At 36.3% G+C, this 18,188-nt stretch carries 18 protein-coding genes; 8 read left to right on the top strand and 10 right to left on the bottom strand.

All coding sequences use genetic code 11. The features are described from left to right. Positions 1-39: 39 nt before the first annotated feature. From MNY27_RS07300 to MNY27_RS07285, 4 genes are read left to right on the top strand one after another with little or no spacing between them, the layout of a single operon-like run. The gene (locus MNY27_RS07300; protein ID WP_152184281.1) at positions 40-1,164 is read left to right on the top strand and encodes a bifunctional 2-C-methyl-D-erythritol 4-phosphate cytidylyltransferase/2-C-methyl-D-erythritol 2,4-cyclodiphosphate synthase; all 1,125 of its coding nucleotides are present in this window, start codon (positions 40-42) and stop codon (positions 1,162-1,164) included. A gap of 1 nt (position 1,165) precedes the next feature. Next, a complete protein-coding gene (locus MNY27_RS07295; protein ID WP_152184282.1) occupies positions 1,166-2,053 on the top strand; it encodes a response regulator in 888 nt (295 codons plus the stop codon). Beyond that, positions 2,031-3,221: a sulfate adenylyltransferase gene (locus MNY27_RS07290; protein WP_152184283.1), complete on the top strand. Its 1,191-nt coding sequence runs from the start codon at positions 2,031-2,033 to the stop codon at positions 3,219-3,221. The genes MNY27_RS07295 and MNY27_RS07290 overlap by 23 nt, the downstream gene beginning before the upstream one ends. 8 nt (positions 3,222-3,229) lie before the next feature. After that, positions 3,230-3,736, top strand: coding sequence for a phosphatidylglycerophosphatase A (locus MNY27_RS07285; RefSeq protein WP_152184284.1), 507 nt, complete (start codon positions 3,230-3,232; stop codon positions 3,734-3,736). Here the strand turns inward: MNY27_RS07285 and MNY27_RS07280 are convergent. From MNY27_RS07280 to gdhA, 4 genes are all read right to left on the bottom strand, one after another. Continuing rightward, the gene (locus tag MNY27_RS07280) at positions 3,729-4,493 is read right to left on the bottom strand and encodes a hypothetical protein (protein WP_152184285.1); all 765 of its coding nucleotides are present in this window, start codon (positions 4,491-4,493) and stop codon (positions 3,729-3,731) included. The genes MNY27_RS07285 and MNY27_RS07280 overlap by 8 nt on opposite strands. Before the next feature lie 263 nt (positions 4,494-4,756). Further along, positions 4,757-5,854 carry a 4Fe-4S binding protein gene (locus MNY27_RS07275; RefSeq protein ID WP_152184286.1) on the bottom strand — a complete coding sequence of 366 codons (1,098 nt, stop codon included), beginning with the start codon at positions 5,852-5,854 and terminating at the stop codon, positions 4,757-4,759. Positions 5,855-5,915: 61 nt separating this feature from the next. Next, positions 5,916-7,757, bottom strand: coding sequence for a mechanosensitive ion channel family protein (locus MNY27_RS07270; RefSeq protein ID WP_188109476.1), 1,842 nt, complete (start codon positions 7,755-7,757; stop codon positions 5,916-5,918). A 3-nt stretch (positions 7,758-7,760) separates the two neighbouring features. After that, complete coding sequence (gdhA, locus tag MNY27_RS07265; RefSeq protein WP_152184287.1) at positions 7,761-9,116, bottom strand: NADP-specific glutamate dehydrogenase; 1,356 nt, start codon at positions 9,114-9,116, stop codon at positions 7,761-7,763. 180 nt (positions 9,117-9,296) lie between these two features. Between gdhA and MNY27_RS07260 the strand changes: the two genes are divergently transcribed. Further along, complete coding sequence (locus MNY27_RS07260) at positions 9,297-11,222, top strand: methyl-accepting chemotaxis protein (RefSeq protein ID WP_152184288.1); 1,926 nt, start codon at positions 9,297-9,299, stop codon at positions 11,220-11,222. 20 nt (positions 11,223-11,242) lie between these two features. On the opposite strand, the gene MNY27_RS07255 is transcribed toward MNY27_RS07260, so the two are convergent. Then, positions 11,243-11,614 (bottom strand): hypothetical protein, encoded by a 372-nt coding sequence (locus MNY27_RS07255; RefSeq protein WP_152184289.1) that lies wholly within the window; start codon positions 11,612-11,614, stop codon positions 11,243-11,245. 57 nt (positions 11,615-11,671) lie between these two features. On the opposite strand from MNY27_RS07255, the gene MNY27_RS07250 reads away from it, so the two are divergent. Beyond that, positions 11,672-12,070 (top strand): rhodanese-like domain-containing protein, encoded by a 399-nt coding sequence (locus MNY27_RS07250; protein ID WP_152184290.1) that lies wholly within the window; start codon positions 11,672-11,674, stop codon positions 12,068-12,070. A 112-nt stretch (positions 12,071-12,182) separates the two neighbouring features. Here the strand turns inward: MNY27_RS07250 and MNY27_RS07245 are convergent, their stop codons facing one another. Further along, positions 12,183-12,656, bottom strand: a complete 474-nt coding sequence (locus MNY27_RS07245) for a hypothetical protein (protein ID WP_152184291.1) — start codon at positions 12,654-12,656, stop codon at positions 12,183-12,185. A 74-nt stretch (positions 12,657-12,730) separates the two neighbouring features. On the opposite strand from MNY27_RS07245, the gene MNY27_RS07240 reads away from it, so the two are divergent. Beyond that, a complete protein-coding gene (locus MNY27_RS07240; protein ID WP_152184292.1) occupies positions 12,731-13,438 on the top strand; it encodes a DUF445 family protein in 708 nt (235 codons plus the stop codon). Positions 13,439-13,442: 4 nt separating this feature from the next. Here the strand turns inward: MNY27_RS07240 and MNY27_RS07235 are convergent, their stop codons facing one another. The 3 genes from MNY27_RS07235 to MNY27_RS07225 all read right to left on the bottom strand — a co-directional run bounded on the left by MNY27_RS07235 (position 13,443) and on the right by MNY27_RS07225 (position 14,953). Continuing rightward, on the bottom strand, positions 13,443-13,652 hold the full coding sequence (locus MNY27_RS07235; RefSeq protein ID WP_246153843.1) for an RNA-binding S4 domain-containing protein: 210 nt from the start codon (positions 13,650-13,652) through the stop codon (positions 13,443-13,445). 77 nt (positions 13,653-13,729) lie between these two features. Further along, positions 13,730-14,632 carry a bifunctional methionine sulfoxide reductase B/A protein gene (locus MNY27_RS07230; protein ID WP_346392049.1) on the bottom strand — a complete coding sequence of 301 codons (903 nt, stop codon included), beginning with the start codon at positions 14,630-14,632 and terminating at the stop codon, positions 13,730-13,732. 66 nt (positions 14,633-14,698) lie between these two features. Next, entirely contained in the window at positions 14,699-14,953 is a 255-nt protein-coding gene (locus tag MNY27_RS07225) for a GIY-YIG nuclease family protein (protein WP_152184293.1), read from the bottom strand. A 184-nt stretch (positions 14,954-15,137) separates the two neighbouring features. Here MNY27_RS07225 and MNY27_RS07220 point away from each other — a divergent pair, with 184 nt between their 5' ends. After that, positions 15,138-15,887, top strand: a complete 750-nt coding sequence (locus tag MNY27_RS07220; protein WP_346392048.1) for a response regulator — start codon at positions 15,138-15,140, stop codon at positions 15,885-15,887. 5 nt (positions 15,888-15,892) lie between these two features. Here MNY27_RS07220 and MNY27_RS07215 read toward each other — a convergent pair whose 3' ends face one another. Continuing rightward, positions 15,893-18,184: an ATP-binding protein gene (locus MNY27_RS07215; protein ID WP_152184295.1), complete on the bottom strand. Its 2,292-nt coding sequence runs from the start codon at positions 18,182-18,184 to the stop codon at positions 15,893-15,895. Between the last annotated feature and the right edge of the window lie 4 nt (positions 18,185-18,188).

Below are 18,188 nucleotides of genomic sequence, written 5' to 3'. Positions count from 1 at the left end.
TGTATAATTTCGTAACACTTTTAATCACGAGGAGACTTTTTGTCCAACTTGACACTTATTTTACTTGCAGCTGGAACTTCTAGACGCTTTGCCCAAGATGTCAAAAAACAGTGGCTTCGCATCGAGCATAAGCCTTTGTGGCAATTTGTAGCAGATAATTTGAAAAAAAGTGAGTTTTTTTCTCAAATTATTATCGTAGGTTCTGCTGATGAAATAGAGTTTATGAAACTATACTCCTCATACCAGTTTGTAGCAGGTGGAGCGACAAGACAAGAGTCTCTTAAAAATGCACTTGAAATTGTTACAAATGAATATGTTCTTGTAAATGACATAGCACGTGCCTGTATCTCGACAAATTTACTAGAACGCATTATCTCACGCAAGGGTTCGGCTGATGTTATCGTACCCTTTTTAAATGTAACCGATACTATTGTATATGAGAACGAAACCATTGACAGAGATAAAGTAAAAAGAATCCAAACCCCACAACTCTCCACAACAAAAGCACTCAAAGCTGCACTTGATACAAATCAAACATTTACAGATGAGAGTAGTGCTATAGTTGCAAATGGGGGCTCACGTGAGTTTGTTACAGGTGAAGATGAAGCCCACAAGATTACATACCCACAAGATTTAAACAAAGTCCCATGTCTGAGTGCACCAAGCAGTGACATGCTCAGTGGGAACGGTTTTGATGTCCATGCCTTTGATGACAAAGGTACAATGTGGCTAGGTGGTGTAAAAATAGAATCTGACTTTGGATTTAAAGCGCACAGTGATGGTGATGTAGCCATTCATGCGCTCATAGATGCCCTCTTGGGAGCTGCAGGAATGGGTGATATAGGAATGCTTTTTCCTGATAGTGATGATGCGTATAAAGGGATCGATTCAAAAGAGTTACTCAAAAATGTTGTAGCAAAAATTTATAGCTTTGGTTTTGTCATCATCAATGCAGACATAACCATAGCAGCACAAACGCCTCGTATAGGAAAGTATAAACTGCAAATGCGTAGAGTTTTAGCTGAAATCTTAGGTATTGATGCATCGCGTATGAATATCAAAGCAACTACAACAGAAAAACTAGGCTTCATTGGAAGAAGCGAAGGTGTTGGCGTCATTGCCAATGCAAACTTAAAATATTTAGATTGGAAGATGATAGGATAGTATGAAGATATTAATTATAGAAAATGAAGTATATTTGGCACAGAGTATTGCAACAAAATTAGGTGAATTAGGGCATATATGTGAAATGTGTACCTCAACAAAAGATGCCATTCGTGGCGTTAGTTATGATGTGGTACTCCTCTCTACAAATATAAATGGGCAAGATTTTAATCCGGTTATAGAAACATTTAAAAACTCCATCGTTATTTTGATGGTCTCATACATTTCAAATGACACAGTATCAAAACCACTATCAGCAGGGGCAAAAGACTACATTTTAAAACCATTTATGATAGAAGAGCTTGTCCGTAAGATTGACCACTATCAAGATTATGAAAAGCTCAAAAAAAGAAATGAGGCGTATGAGAAATATCTTGCACACACATTTGCAAATGCAAAACATGGTCAGGATTTAGAAAATATCGAACTGCCTCTCTTTGTCTCATCAAACTTTCAAAAATATGCGGATGCTTTTGCCTTTGAATATGCACAAAAAAAGAATCTTCCACTTCATTTTATCTCACTCAGTGATACAAAAGCACTCAGTGAAATAGAATCACTGCCGCAAAATTCCATAATTTACATTATCGACTATCAAACACTCAAAAAATCAGACAAAAAAATCTTTTGTGAGCTAATAACAGATAAAAAGGCTATCATTGTCAGCAGTGATAAGATTGAAGATGTAGAGCATCCTGTTATTGAGATTAAAAGTGAGAGCAATGTCTTTGACAAAGGGGAAATCCTTCCAATTGAAGATTATGTAAAATTTATTGTACTCAATTACCAAGACAAATATCCAGATACAGAACTCTCCAAAAAACTAGGTATCAGCCGTAAAAGCCTTTGGGAAAAAAGAAAGAAATATGACATCGTCAAGAAAAAATAAAACGCTCTATATCGATAAAGAGGCAGCTTCAGCATTAGAACTTGTAGATGACGGATTACTGCATCCGGTAACAAAACTAATGAATGAAGCAGAGTCTGCAGAAGTTTTAAAAACTGGACTCATCGATGGAAAATCTTTTCCTTTCCCTTTTATACTAGCACCCTCTGGAAAGAAAAATGAAGAAATAATCTCTTCCCTTGAAGTAGGTGAAGAGATCACAATCATCTGTGATAAAGAGGAGTTCGCAACACTTATTGTTGAAGAGATTTTTAGAATAGACCCAAATGAGCGTGTAAAACACATTTATGGCACAGATGACCTCTCTCACCCTGGTGTTATGGCAACCATCAAGCGTATCGGTAGATGGGCAGTAAGTGGTAACTATACTATACTGAACAAAAAAGAGAATATCAACAAGAAAAATATTGCCAAAGCAAAAGAGCTCATAGGTGCCAACCATACAAGTTCTCTTGTGATGGGTGTTAATCCTCTGCATCGTGCACATGAGCGTCTTATCCGTCAAACTTTAGAGACTACAGACCTGCTCATCATTTTTCTCTTAAAGCCTTATGACAGTGCAAATATTGCTTTTGATGTGAGATATGAGGCTTTATCATATTTTATAAATAACTTTTTACCTAAAAACCGTGTGGTTATCGTACCACTTGAGAACAGTTACATCTTTGCAGGCTATAATGAGATCATCATTGATGCTATTGTTGCAAAGAACTATGGTTGTGACAGACTCACAATCGGACGAAACCATGCAGGTCTTGGTATGTTTTACGATTGTAACTCAAACAAGTCTATTATTGACAAAGTAACCGGTATCGATATTGAGATAACAGTGGCAAGTGAGTATGTTTATTGTGATGAGTGTAAAACACTGGTAAGTAAAAATACCTGTCCTCACGGGCAACATCATCAAATCTCTTACCATGCAGACTCAATACTCGAGTTGCTTGAAGCCGGCCTTTTACCACCAGCTGTACTTATTCGTAAAGAGATAAGCTCCTTTTTACTCTCAAAACTCTTTCCAAACAGATTTAAAAATCTGGAAAAACTATACTATGACACTTTCCCTGTCAAAGGTCTTTTAGAAGAACATACGGAAAAAGATTTCTACCTTGAGCTGATGAAGCTCTACCAAACAACTTCACTTACATAAGGGTATACATGAACTGGTTTTTTCTTACTGTAGGCTACAGCGGCCTCTCACCAAAAGCACCCGGGACTATGGGGACACTTGTTTCTCTACCACTTGGTATGGCGATACTTATCTATTTTGATGCGACAACACTTTTCTTGGCGGCTTCACTCGTCTCTATTCTTGCTATCAAGATCATTAATCAGTATGAAGAAGAATCAGGCACACATGACAATCAAAAAATCGTTATTGATGAACTGGCAGGAATGTGGTTTGCACTCTCAGTTGCGCCGGCAACAACTATTGCTATGCATCAGGTTCTTGATCTGCAAAACGGATTTTTGATTCAGTCACTGCTCTCTTTTGTTCTCTTTCGAGTGTATGATATTACAAAGCCGTCTATCATAGGAAGAATCGACAGTGAAGCAAAAGGCGGTGTTGGTGTTATGGGTGATGATATTATCGCCGGATTTGCAGCAGGAATCTCTTCGGCTGCACTTTGGCAAGGATGGCTCTATCTAAAAGATCTTATTTAGAACGCTTTATCTCTTCGTAAGCCTTCTGCGTGAGTTTATCTAGCATATCATCATATGATGTGTAAGCAGACTCCAGTTCGCTTGCACGCTGTCTGAGTGCTGAGAACTGTTTTGTGTTTTTCATATCAAAAGAGTTTTTCGGCAGTTTTTCTATCATAGAGAGCGTCTCAAAATCTGAAAAATCAAGAACAGCATCAAAACCTGATAAGTCAACTGGCATATCAACTGCTATTCTATTTATATCTGCGTGAGATATCTCTACTTCTTGAGTAAATGCCATTAACGCTTCAAGATTGTCATGAAAATAGCTCACTTCAAAACCACATGCTAAAAATGAAAAGGCTTTTGCATAAGGGTTTATTCCAATAATGGCGATTTTAGATGCATACAGGTCCTTGAGATACTCTGTTAACACCCGAACAGTAAAAATATCACCACGCAGGCTTTCATTTTCTTTATAGACAATATCACACATTCCGCTTCGAGCAGCAATAGAACTCATCTCATCCATCATATCAGGCATCTGTGCTACATATTCACTTGAAATCACTGCACCGTTTACATGAGACTTCTTCATATTTGTCACGGTAAAATAGAGATCATCTTCGCGAATGTTCATCGGGATTATCATCACATCATCACCGTTTTGTTTAAAAAGTTTGTTGAGTTTTGCAGAAAAACTGCTCGCTCCTGCATGCTCACCAATATAACCAAAAAGACGTGTCTCTTTGGAAATCTTATTCTCATTGTTCATCATAATAAAGTCCTTAATTAAGAGGAATCCCCAACTTCAGCGACAAATAAAGAGTTCTAGTTCTAGGCAAATTTTCGCAGGACTAGTTTTAACTAATTCAAGAAAATTTAACGACGAATTAGGACTCTTTATTTGTCGCCCAAAGGGAATTTCAAAAAGAGGGCTACTTCTTCGTTGAAAACATTTGAAGCTACTAGTAGCTCCTTCATATCTTCACCTTGAATTAGCCCTCTTTTTGAAGTTCTGAAGATGGGGATTCCTCTTAATTAAGGACTTATCCCCCATAAAGCTCTTGCTTCATCTTCTTCTATTTGACAACGTCTGCACAAGGTATCGTCTGGATTGTTTGAACTAAAGACCATATTACACTCATCGCAGCGTTTTACACTAAAAGCTACCAGATTTACTACTTCTGGTTCAAAGAACTCTTTAATATTGTACGCATTGGAAAGTGTAATGGCATCTGGTTCACATACATCATGACAGATATGGCATTTGATACACAAAAACGGATCAAAATCGATCTTTGAGTTTTTTAAATCACTTGTGAGTGCTCCGGTTGGACAGACTCTGTAACACATCTGACATGCCGTACAAGCCTCTTCATCCATCATCTTCTGCGAAGTAAAGCTCACTTCATCAGCATCAACTGTATGAAATACAGAAGGCTTCTCTACACGCTTAATAGCTGTAAAGAATATCTTGCGCTTGTTTGGTATGCTCTTTTTCTTTAGTAGCGCAATATCTCTCTTTTGCAGCGTATGTTCTACCAATTCATCACTTGCTTTTTGTACCTCATCTTCAAAACTCTTTTTGACCTTTGCAACGGTTTTAAGGTTCAATGCACTTAAAAAATCACGTCTGTCACTTGGTTTTTCAGAGTCATTTTCATATTTTACATCTTCAAGTTTTATGAGAGCATCATTTTCCATCGCTTCAAGCAGATAGGTTGCCTCTTCATAGTTTGCTTCTATCTGTAGTTTACAGGTTGCAGCTATTTCACAGCTGTTACAGTAACCCATATCAAAAACAAGTTCACCTTTAAGCACTGCCATCGATATAATATGTTCAACACTCAATGCGGCAATACATGGAACATTTTTTCGACAGGAAAGAAGATTATCCTCATCTTCTATAAAGTCAAAAAAGAAGTTTGTTGCTGAGAACTCTTCAAGCTCTAATGCTTCACTTGGACAAACTCCCGCACAGGCACCACATGTCACACATTCATGAAAGTTAATAGCGGGCAGAGGATTTGCATCTATAAATGAGATAGCATTTGTTGGGCAGACCACTTCACACTTATTACATTGACTCTCCACACTTAGTGATCGAACACACAGTCCTGCATTTAGTTTTATCATTATCTATCTTTCTATATCTAAAAATTTTTGATGATTTTATCACAAAAGACTGAAAATAGATTTAGCTATTTTCAGCTCTTTTGGTCTCATCATAAATAGAGAGTGAAGGAAATGCAAATTCTAAGTTGTTTTGCTCAAAAATCTCCATGATTTTATCCATAACATCCTGTTTCGTTCTAAGCCAATCTTCCCACATTACAGATTTGGAAAAACAGTACACTAGGATATTGATACTTGAATCTGAAAATTCGTCCAAATAAACCAAAAGGATGCGCTTAATACCTTCAAGATCATCTTTTGAGACCAGCTTTGCGACATGCCCACGCCTCCCAGCAACATGTTCATACTTTGTCTCTTTGGTTGCGATATCAGGGTGATTTTTCAGCATCTCTCTTATCTCTTCTATGGCCTTTTTAATATCTTCTCGCTTAGAATCATACTTCACACCGAGTTTCATCTTGATACGACGACCAAGTTTACGCTTGTTCCAGTTTTTGATATCTTTAGAAGCAAAAGTACCATTTGGAATGGCAATGAGTGCATTATCAAATGTTCGAATCGTGGTCACACGCAGACCAATCTCTACAACCGTTCCCTCACGCCCGTCTATCTCAATCCAATCCCCTTGAGAAAAGACATCAGAGAAGAGAATAGAGAGTGTTCCAAAGAAATTAGATATTGTATCTTTTGCAGCAAATGCAACAGCAAATCCCCCGATTCCAAGACCAGAAAGAACTGCTGTAAGATTAACTCCTGCAAAGTAGAGAATAAATAAAAAACCTATCATAAAGATGAAAAAGTTGATAATTTTAATACCAACATTGATAAGCTCACCTTTGACAGTTGTCTTGTCTTTTTCAAACTTTTTAAGATTGAGTGCTGCAACGGTGTTGATAACGATGTAGACAATATAGGTCACAATCATCGTATAGATAATATTAAAAAATCTCGATATAAATTCTACAGTGCTAAAGTCATTATAGACATATGCCACCATATTGATATTGATGACAATAATTAAAAACTCTATGCTTTTACGAGTTCTCAGTAGTATGTCTTCTGCATACTCATTTAAAAAATCACTTTTGAGAAGGTATTTTTCAAGTACTATGTAAAAGAGCTTTCTAAAGAGATAGATAAGAAAGATAAGCGTAAAGATAATTATCAGTTTGATAACACTAAGACCAAAGGAATCCAACACTCTGTCAAATACCTGTACAATATCGAGTGAATTGATGTAGACGGCAGGTTTGATGAGATGATATTTTGAAAACATATTGAGTCTGTACATCTTGTTCTCAAACTTATAAAGGTATGCAATCATATCATTGTTGATATCTTGCAGTGCATAAAACTCTTTGATGTTGTTTTGCGCTGCTCGTAATACTTTTGAACTCCCTTGCAATGCCAAAATATTTGCATATTTACTACTGTTTTTCACTATTACACTGAGCTGTTTTTGATTTTGTGCTGTCAACTGGTTGAGCTTACTCTCAAAAGTCTCTATATCATTACTGTCAAGCGCAATTAAAACATTTTTAATCATATTATTAATATTACGCACGATCAGATAGGACTTTATCTGTGCTTCATCACGAATGACAGCATATGAGTTTCCTGCTCTTTTATTAATAGATATAATCTTTTTGAGCGAAAAAACCTTAGAACTGAAATCTTTCAGATTATTAACATAGTATGATTTATCTGCCATAAGTTTATAAAATGCATCCTCATACATATCTTCTTGTTCTTTGACAAGTTTTGAAGCCTCTTCTTGTGAAATATTGGCATCATTCATCTTATAGACCAGTTGGATCTGGCTGTCAATAAACTCCGAATATTTCACACCCGCATGAGCTGTTAGCGTGAGAACAACAAGAAAGAGAAAAAATATCTTTTTCATACTTTAAATACCTTCCGCTATCATTGCATCTGCAACTTTCTTAAAGCTGGCAATATTTGCACCATCAACATAGTTGCCCTCAACCCCATAGTCTTTTGCAGTAAGCGCTACCCTTTTACAGATTTTCTGCATCGTATCTTTAAGCTTTTCATCTACTTTTTCATAGCTCCATCTACTCATAGAAGCATTCTGACTCATTTCAAATTCACTTACAACAACACCACCGGCATTTGCTGCCTTTGCCGGTGCAAAACAGATCTTATGAGACTGTAAGAGAGTAATAGCCTGCGGAGTTGATGGCATATTTGCACCCTCTGTGACACTTACACAACCATTCTCTATAAGGTTCTGCGCATCAAGTTCTGTCAATTCGTTTTGTGTTGCACATGGAAAAGCCGCATAACATGGAATCTCCCATACAGCATGTCCACCTTCTGGGTAATCCGAAACTGGAATATATTTCGATTCGGGATGGACCTCTGCATATTTTTCCAATGATTGGCGTTTATTTAACTTGATATCTTTTAAAAGTTCCACATCAATGCCTCGAGAGTCATAGATGGTCCCTCTTGAGTCCGAGCATGTTACTACAATGGCTCCAACTTGTGTCAATTTTTCTATGGCATGCACTGCGACATTCCCTGCACCACTGACAACGCACACTTTACCCATCAATGGCTCTTTATTTTCGATCTCCAACATACTTTGAGTAAAGTAGACAGCCCCGTAGCCTGTCGCCTCAGGACGCATAAGTGAACCACCGAAGAAAAACGGTTTTCCGGTAAGCACACCTTCATACTTTGATGTTACTTTTTTATATGTTCCAAAGAGATAGGCTATCTCACGAGATCCGACACCGATATCACCTGCTGGAACATCCATACGAGGACCTATATATTTATGCAGTTCTGTCATAAAAGCATTACAAAACTTCATCACTTCAAAATCACTTTTACCTTTTGGATCAAAGTCACTTCCACCTTTTGCTCCGCCAATAGGTAGACCCGTCAGTGAGTTCTTCAGAATCTGTTCAAAACCCAAAAACTTCAAAACGCCTTCATTTACTGTCGGATGAAAACGAAGTCCACCTTTATAGGGTCCCAGAGCATTGTTAAACTGTACACGATACCCTGTATTTACCTGAATATTATTATTATCATCAAGCCACGTTACTTTGAACTTCAGGGTTCTGTCAGGAACCACCAGCCGCTCCAATATTGCATATTTACTGTATCTGTCATCTGATTCAAGAAGTGGTGCGATAGAGTAGATAACTTCTTCCATTGCCTGATAAAAAACTGCGTTTTCAGCACAGTTAGTATTTTCAAATTTTTTTATCTCTTTTTCCGCTATCGTCATATATGACCTCTATCTATGTTAATTATCATTTTTTAAAATTGTACCACAACTATACGAAAACAACTACATTGCAAAAAAGTTACATTTTTTTACTTTATCCAAAGAATATTCATTTTTTTTATATTTATGCTCCCTATCTTATGCTAGAATATCACAATTTAATCAAAAAAGGTTTCACCAATGTTTCAAAGTTTAAGTATTAAAAAGAAGATGAACTACCTTGTAGCCATAGCTACGATCTCCATTCTCTTTGCTGCAATATTTGTTTTTGGCGCCATGAGTGACCTGGAAAATGATTATGACAATCTTTATGAAAACTCTATGAAAGCAGGCCTGAGCACACTTGTCATTGAAAAGCATATGAACCATGTAAGCAGAAACGACAGAGATATCATGCTTGGAGGTCCGAAAGAAAAAGACCTGCAGCAGATAAAAAGTGATATTGCTACTATTGAACAAAACTTTGAAATATTAGAAAATCTCAAAAACAGTACAGAAACACAGGAGTTAGTTACAAAAGCAAAAAGCTCCACTATGCGCTTTTTAAACAAAGCTTTTTCCATGATGGAGTCTCTGACATCAGAAGATATTCGCAATCACGAAGCGACATTTCAAAAATATCGTAAAACTCTGACACCCTTGGCAGAAGAGTCAAGAAAATACTTCAAAAAACTTGTAGTACTAAAACAAAAAGAACTAGCTGAGAACTCAAAGTTTTTACAAACAAAAATATCATTTTACAAATATTTAGTACTGATTGCCGGTCTTTTTGTTGCAACTGTTGTCTTTATCTTGGCAATAATTATTAGAAAATCTATCACTTCTGGCATTGAGAAGTTTACAGAGCTTATAACATACTCTGCAAAAGGTGATTTCTCTAAAAAATGTACTAAAAACAGCGAAGAGACAGAACTGGGTATAATGGGGAAACATCTGGCAGATCTTCTTGGTCATGTCCAATCTTTAATCAATGAAATCAACACAACCATTACAAATGCATCAAAAGGTGACTTCTCGAAAAAGATCTCTGCTGAAGGTATGGAAGGTGAATTTGTCATTGCAATTAACAATGTTGCAAAAAGTATTGACTTTATGCAACAACAGCATAAAAAATCTCTTCGTGATTCATTTAACTCAAAACTAAGTGTAAAAAGTGTGAATGTTTCTGAATCGCTTACAGTCATTCAAAAAGATCTAAAAACGAATATCTCTGCAATTAAAGAGATTACAGAAGCAACACGTTTTGCATCCAATCTTGCAAATGAATCAAGAGAGAACATCAACAATGTTGTCAATGAACTTCACAACCTCAACGAACAAGCAAGTATGAACAATACTAACATTGAAGAGTTAGCATCACAAACCAACAATATTACTTCTGTCATTGAACTTATCACGGACATTGCAGACCAGACAAATCTACTCGCACTTAATGCCGCAATCGAAGCTGCACGTGCGGGTGAGCATGGTCGTGGGTTTGCCGTTGTTGCAGATGAAGTAAGAAAACTTGCAGAGCGTACACATAAAGCGACAAGTGAGATCGCAATATCAATCAAGTCATTACAGCAGGGTATGAGTGAGATTCAAGAGAGCTCAGAAAATATGAAAGTCACTGTAGATACTTCAACGCAAAAGATAGAAAAATTCGAAGATACACTTATTGAGCTTAGCAACGGTTCAAATAGAATTGTTGATCAATCCTACTTTATGGAAAATTCAATCTTCGTTGTTCTTGCAAAAATAGACCATATTCTTTACAAATCTCGAGCCTATAACTCGCTCGTATCACTTAACAAAATTCTTAAAGCTGTTGATTCTCACTCTTGTAATCTTGGAAAATGGTATGATGGAGAAGGGAAAGAGAGATTTGCATCTACTACTGCTTATCCACAGATGGCTCTCCCACATAATATTGTCCATACTAATGCAAACAAAAACCTTACATATATTGATGCAAAAGACCCTGAAGCCGAAGTTATCACACATGCTGATGATATCATTGAAAGTTTTGATAAAATGGAAGCTGCATCAGAAGAGCTCTTTAGACTTCTTGATCAAATGCTGCGTGAAGTGGAGCTTGATAACTCAAACAATAAAGAAGCATAAAATTTTGCTTCTTGACTTTTTTACTCCCACTCTTCGTACTTCGCTTTAGAGTGTTTATCTTTTTTATACCTTCTGGCATTTTTACTTTTATCTAACTGATTTGAACTATAGAGTAAATCTTCTTTAATATTTTCTATTGTCTCGTCACTCTCTTTATAGGCAATCATCTTTTTTACAAGTTTTTGTAAATCTTGTAGTTCTCCTTTATAAAGAGCAATTTCGTCAACACGATTATATACCTTAAGAGCATTATCAATCTTTTTATTGTAACGTTCTTTCGTCAGTTCAGGAGTGTTACTGAGATAAGAAGTTATACTTTTGTGAAAGCGCTCTAGTGCACGCACATAGCGAAGTCTATTTGAATTTTCTATAGCTTTTTTTGATGCTGCCATTTTCTACCTATTATTTATCTGTTGTTATAATTATACACTTAATTCACGGAGATAATTTTGAAAAAAATATTTTTAACTTTACTGATTTTAACCGTTTCACTTTTTGCAGAGTATAAAAGCCAATACCTCACGCAGAATATTTTAAAGTCCGGTATTCCTATTGTAGATATCAGGACACCTGGAGAGTGGCGTGAAACAGGAATACTAAGAGGGGCCATTCCTATCATGTTTTTTGATGAGAGAGGTAATTACAATGTCAATGCATTCCTGCGTGAGCTTAATGCAAAAGTCGATACGAAAAAACCTTTTGCCATAATTTGCCGAACAGGAAGCAGAACTTCGATGGTTGGACCATGGCTTGCAAAAGAGTTAGGTTACAATGTAACAAACCTCAAAGGTGGCATGATGTATGCCACGCAGGCTCTTGGAATCAGACCAGTACCATATAACAAATAATGCCTCACTGGTTACGATTTCTCTTTTTTCTTACACTGCGAATCGCTATAACTTTTGCAGTGCTGGGATTTTTCATCTTTTTACTCTGGTGGATGCTTTACTCTATCTTTTATTAAAGCAGTGATTTTATAACGTTCGTTACACCTTGATGCAGATTATAGTTCGCTATTGGAAAGTCCAACTCTTCACGTTCAAGATTTACTGTATAGCGTGAAAGATACTCCCCTAAGAGTTTCAGATCAATCGGCTTATATCGTTTACATGCTTCTCTATCGACTGAGGTACGTAGAAGTTCTCCTGTGTCATTTGATTTTGCCAAAGTAAATGCTAAAGTCTTGAGACTTAAAAAATCACTCCAATCCAAAAAAAGTTCTGGTGTCAATTTTGCAACATGCTTCCCTTCCGGGGTAAAAAGCAGGTCCATCTCACGCAGTGGCACAAGCACCGAAAGAATAGCACGAGAAAAAGGAACAACCTTATCAGACCAAAAAGGAGACTCATTTCTTGTTTGTAACTCTTTATCTATGACATTTACAATTGTCTCACCATCTGCATTTTCAAATAGCTCATAACTCTCTTGTTTCATTATAATTTCCCATATATTTGTATAATTTTCCAGATTCATAGTATATAATTTCATTTTTAAAAAGGAGATATATTTTGAAACTAAATAAAAGCTTTATAACTAACCTTATTGCTCTACTTCTTGTCGGGCTCTCTTTTATATTTTCAGCTTACAAAGATGCACTTTTATATACAGGACTTTTTGCTCTCTCCGGAGCTCTCACAAATCAGTTAGCTATCCATATGCTCTTTGAAAAGGTACCCTTTCTCTATGGTTCAGGCGTTATACCTCAGAGATTTGAAGCCTTTAAAAAAGCCATTAAAGATCTCATGATGGAGCAGTTCTTTACTCATGAACAGCTGGAAAACTTTTTTGCCAAAGAGGAGAAAAAACTCAACCTTACTCCCATCATAGAAGAGACTGACTTCTCACCTGCATTTGATGCTCTTTCCAAAACAGTTATGGAGTCCTCTTTTGGCGGTATGCTTGGGATGTTTGGTGGAGAAGCAGCGTTAGAGGGTCTGCGTGAGCCTTTCTCGAAGAAAATGAAGTCAGCTGTCATAAAAATAGTAAATTCAAAAGCTTTTGATGCAACACTGCAACAGCATCTGCACAACTCATCCTTAAGCGATGACCTACTTGAATCAATCGAGAAAGTAATTGAAGCAAGACTCAATGAATTAACACCGCAAATGGTCAAAGAGATTGTAGAAAAACTCATCAAAGAGCATCTAGACTGGCTTGTAGTATGGGGTGGTGTTTTTGGTGGACTTATAGGACTTTTAAGCTCTTTTGTCCTCTAAAGTCTTACTCCACTTCGATAGTTACGTCATCACCGACGACTAAAACATCGCCTTTTATTATTTTGGCACGTTTTCGTGTCTCTGTTTCACCATTACGCAAAACATACCCCTCTGCAACGATCATTTTTGCCTGTCCGCCGCTGTCAACCAAATCTAAAACCTTTAAAAGTTTATAGAGTTCTATATATTCATCTTCTAGTTTATATTTTATCATATTGTAATCATACCCAAAGAGTGTTATAATTTAGATTATGCAAGTAGCTTTCAATCAATCTAGTCTAGTATCTCAGCTTAAAACCGTTTAACATAAGCATGACAATATGGTTTTTTCCTTTTTCTTTCATAATAGTTTTGATGATACGCTTCTGCTTTATAAAAAACTTTTTTCTCTTTGACTTCTGTAGCAATATCATAAGATTTCGATTCCAAAAGCCTTATGAGTTTTTGAACTGTTTTTCTCTCTTTCTCATTTGATACAAAAATGGCAGACTTGTATTGTGAACCAATATCAGGACCTTGTCCCTCTTTTTGTGTTGGATCATGAATCTCAAAGAAGAGTTTTACCAAAGACTCATAGCTTACTTGTTGTGGATCATAGGTCACCTCTACAACTTCCAAATAACCACTGTTCCCACGTGAGACATCTCTGTATGTCGGATTTTTCATCTTACCACCCATATACCCAGAGACTACGTTTTTCACACCTTTTTGTTTTTCTAGATAATACTCAACACCCCAAAAGCATCCTCCTGCAAAGTATGCTTGTTTAAGTCTCTCTTTTGCATCTGCTTTTTGAAAATTCAAAGAGAGTGAATTGACACAGTATCTAGTATCTTTTTGTGTAAATCCTTCACCTAAAAAAACATGCCCTAAATGTGCTCCACATTGTGCACAAAGGATTTCTGTACGATATCCGTCAGCATCTCTGACTCGTTTAACGGCTCCCGGTATGGCATCATCAAAGCTCGGCCATCCACAATGTGCATCAAACTTATCACTTGATTTATAGAGTGGTGCATTGCACTGCTTACAAAGATATACTCCTTCTTCATTAAATTTATAATATTTTCCGCTAAAGGGTCTCTCTGTTGCTTTAAAAAGAATAACCTGCTGCTCTTCTTCTGTAAGCTTGTTAAGTTTGAGTTGTTGTAACTTATTTCCATCTGCATGTAGTAAAGAAATAACAAATAACAACAATATTAATATGCTCTTTTTCATAATTCTTCTCTCTTTTTTTATTTTCATTCAATTATATCTCGTCTATGTGCACTCTTTGTGCAATAATTTTAGCTTCTCTTTTCGTGAGAGTTTTTTAATTACATACTCTCGTTTTGTCGCACTGCTTCTATCTTCATATTTTTCAAAATAGAGAAGCTCTACAGGACGTCTTGCTTTTGTATATTTTGCTCCTTTATCTGAACTGTTATGCTCATCTATACGCCTTGTTAAATCTGTTGTGATTCCTGTATAGAGACTACTGTCACTACACGATAATATATAAACAAAATAGTCCATATCACTCCCTTAGTATCTTTCTAATTTTACACTAAAATTTTAATTTTTTTCGTCACATTCGTATCATTTTGTAACAATGTTTTTATATCTTCTCTCCAACTATTGTAAATAATATAAAGTTATATTATAATCATAAACATATTTATCACAAAATAGTCATATTTTTTTGATACAGGACATAACTATGGAAAAACATAAAGTAATAATAGTAGAAGATGATGAAATAACCTCACTCAATTTAAATATGTCCTTACAAAAACACGGATACAGTGTTGTTGCAATGTGTGACAATGCTATGCAAGCCAAAAGTAAAATTGCCACACACAAGCCTGATGTTATCATTATTGATATCTCTCTGCAAGAGAGCAGTGACGGTATTGAACTTGCAAAAACCATCAAACAAAAATATGATATACCTTTTATCTACCTGACATCCTACAGTGATGATGACATCATCTCTCAGGCAAAACTGACAGAACCATATGGATACATAGTAAAACCCTTTGATCCGGGTTCACTGCATGCAACCATTCAGATGGCACTTTTTAAGTACCAGATGGAAAATGAAAGAAAAGAGGATATCAACTCTTTAAAAGTTGATAAGCTTAACCTTGAAAAACTGCTTTACTCTAAAAGAGTCTCAGACAAGCCGATTGTTCCATTTGGAAAAGATTACCATCTAGATATCAGTATCTGTGAAACTTTTTACAAAGGTAAAAAGATAAAACTGACAAAAAAAGAGAATGCTTTTTTACGTCTTTTAGTGGCACAACTGGGTATTGTTGTAAGTTTTGAACAGGCTATGAACTATGTTTGGGATGAACACGGAGCAACAGAAAATAGTGTAAGAACACTTGTTTGGAGACTGAGAAACAAACTTGAGACTGATATCATTAAAAATGCTTCTGGTATTGGTTACTATATCGAAGAGTAAGATACTCAGCTAATCTTTATCGACTCTATCTTCTTTTTTATCCTTTGATATGCCTCCTCGTAGTCATACTCATGCATCTCATGTTTTGCCATCTGCTCCATCTCTGTAGAGTCCTTGAGCAACTCCTCTATACGGAAGTTTCCACTTGAGCCTTTGATACTGTGTGCTTTTAGAGCTATCTGTTTATGGTCTCTTTTATCAATAGCTTCCTGCAACTCTGGCAGTGTCGTATGCATTTTTTTGATAAAAAGCCGTAAAAGTAAAACCAGTTCATCCTGCGTGAGCATTAACTCTTTTGAGAGTTTATCTGCGTCAAGTCCCTCAATCACTTCTTTACCCACATCATTTTTTATTTTCTTCTCTTCTATTTTAACAAAGGTATCTACTTGCAAGTAAGAGAGAAAAATACGTTCTAACTCTTTTAAAACTACCGGTTTTCCTAAAAATGCATCAAAACCGATAAGCAGTCCTCGCTCTTTTGCTCCTTTGATAACATTTGCGGTAAGTGCTGAGATAGGTGTATGACGTAACCCCTGACTCTCCTCATACTCTATGATTTTTTTCACAGACTCAATGCCATCCATCACAGGCATCTGTTCATCCATTAAGATCAGATCATAAGAGTTCTTTTTATAGAGTTCATAGGCTTCAAGGCCATTCCTTGCCAAATCAAAGGTCAAACCATATTTACTCAAAATGATCTTAATGAGTTCCTGATTTGCTTCATTATCCTCCGCTATTAAAATATGCCCTTTAAATTTTTGTGAAATCTGTTTGTCATACTCTGCAAACTCTTCAGGGTTCATCAGCTCATTGAACGACATATGAATTTTCGAACAATAAAGTGGAAAACACATTGCATTGATATGTCTATATTTATCATAATTGTCATATTCACGGCTCATCAGAGCAATAAATTTTTTCTCTGATGTCAGGACCTCACGTTTAAACTCCAGATCAACATCTTCATGAACAAATATACATACATCAAAATCATCTGGAAGCTTCTCAACAACAGTGATGTTCATATCAAATATTTTTGCATACTTTAAAAATGACTTATGTTTAAAGTCAAGTTGCTTATTATTCGCATATAAAACCATTCTAAGCTTTTGAAAATCTTGAATGTTATCAATGATTTTGCACTCTTTTGTAGCTACTTCTATGGGAATTTCCATCCAAAAAGTACTTCCTTTTCCAAGGACTGAAGCTACTTCTACTTTACCATGCATCAACTCCGCAAGTTGATACGATATTGAGAGTCCAAGACCTGTACCTTCTATGTTTTTGTTGTCACTGTACTGTGCCTGAGCGAATGCCGTAAAAACTTTTTTCAAGTCAGCCACATCAATACCGATACCATTGTCACTGACAGATATCTTGAGTATGCCATTTTCATAACTTCCCTCTATCTCAATCACACCACCTTCAGGTGTAAACTTAATAGCGTTACTGATAAAGTTTGATATTATCTGCTTGATACGCAGGGCATCTCCATAGAGCTCACGTGGGATCTTTGGATTGATAAAAGAGGTCATTGTGATATCTTTAGCATTGGCACTTGCAACAAAAAGCTCCATCGTATGACTGAGTTCATCATGTAGAGAAAAGACCTTTGGCTCGATTGTAAACTCACCACTTCTGAGTTTTGAAAAATCTAAAATATCATTAATGATACTCAGCAGATTCTCTCCGCTGTTTAAAATAATCTCAAGATAATTACGATGCTTTTTCGGTAGATTCTCATCAATTAAAAGATTTACAAAACCTAAAATAGCATTGAGCGGTGTACGGATTTCATGGCTCATATTTGAGAGAAAGTACTCTTTTGCCTGTCCTGCACGAATCGCTTCCTGTCTTGCATCAACAAGTTTTTGAAAGATGGTATCTGTGTAAAATTTCAATATTCCGCGGAAATTTTTGTCAAATATATATGATATCTCATCAAAGAGCTCTTTTGAGTTCATCCCTGCATCATAAGAAACATCAACCATAGAGCGGCGAAAATGACTGCATATCTCAAAAAGCTCATCTGCACCAATTTCACGAAACTTCAAATATGCCAAGAGTTCCTGCATAACAGGACAGTTTCCTATCTCCACCTCTCCGGCGATAACACCCATAAAGTAATCAAACACACCACTTGCATACTTCTCTATAAAGTAGTTTTCATCAATGTCATGAAGCGCTAAAATCTCTTTTGGTGAGTCATAAGAGACCCACTGTCTTAAGATAATATCTTTTGATTCTACAAAAAGTGCCTGATGTTTAATGAGTGTCGGGATATTTTCTAACATACTA

Origin of the sequence: Sulfurimonas sp. NWX79 (genome assembly GCF_039667035.1) — a bacterium.
Classification (GTDB): Bacteria; Campylobacterota; Campylobacteria; order Campylobacterales; family Sulfurimonadaceae; genus Sulfurimonas; species Sulfurimonas indica.
Note: the sequence above shows the minus strand (reverse complement) of the source record. Positions and strands in the feature narration are given on the sequence as shown.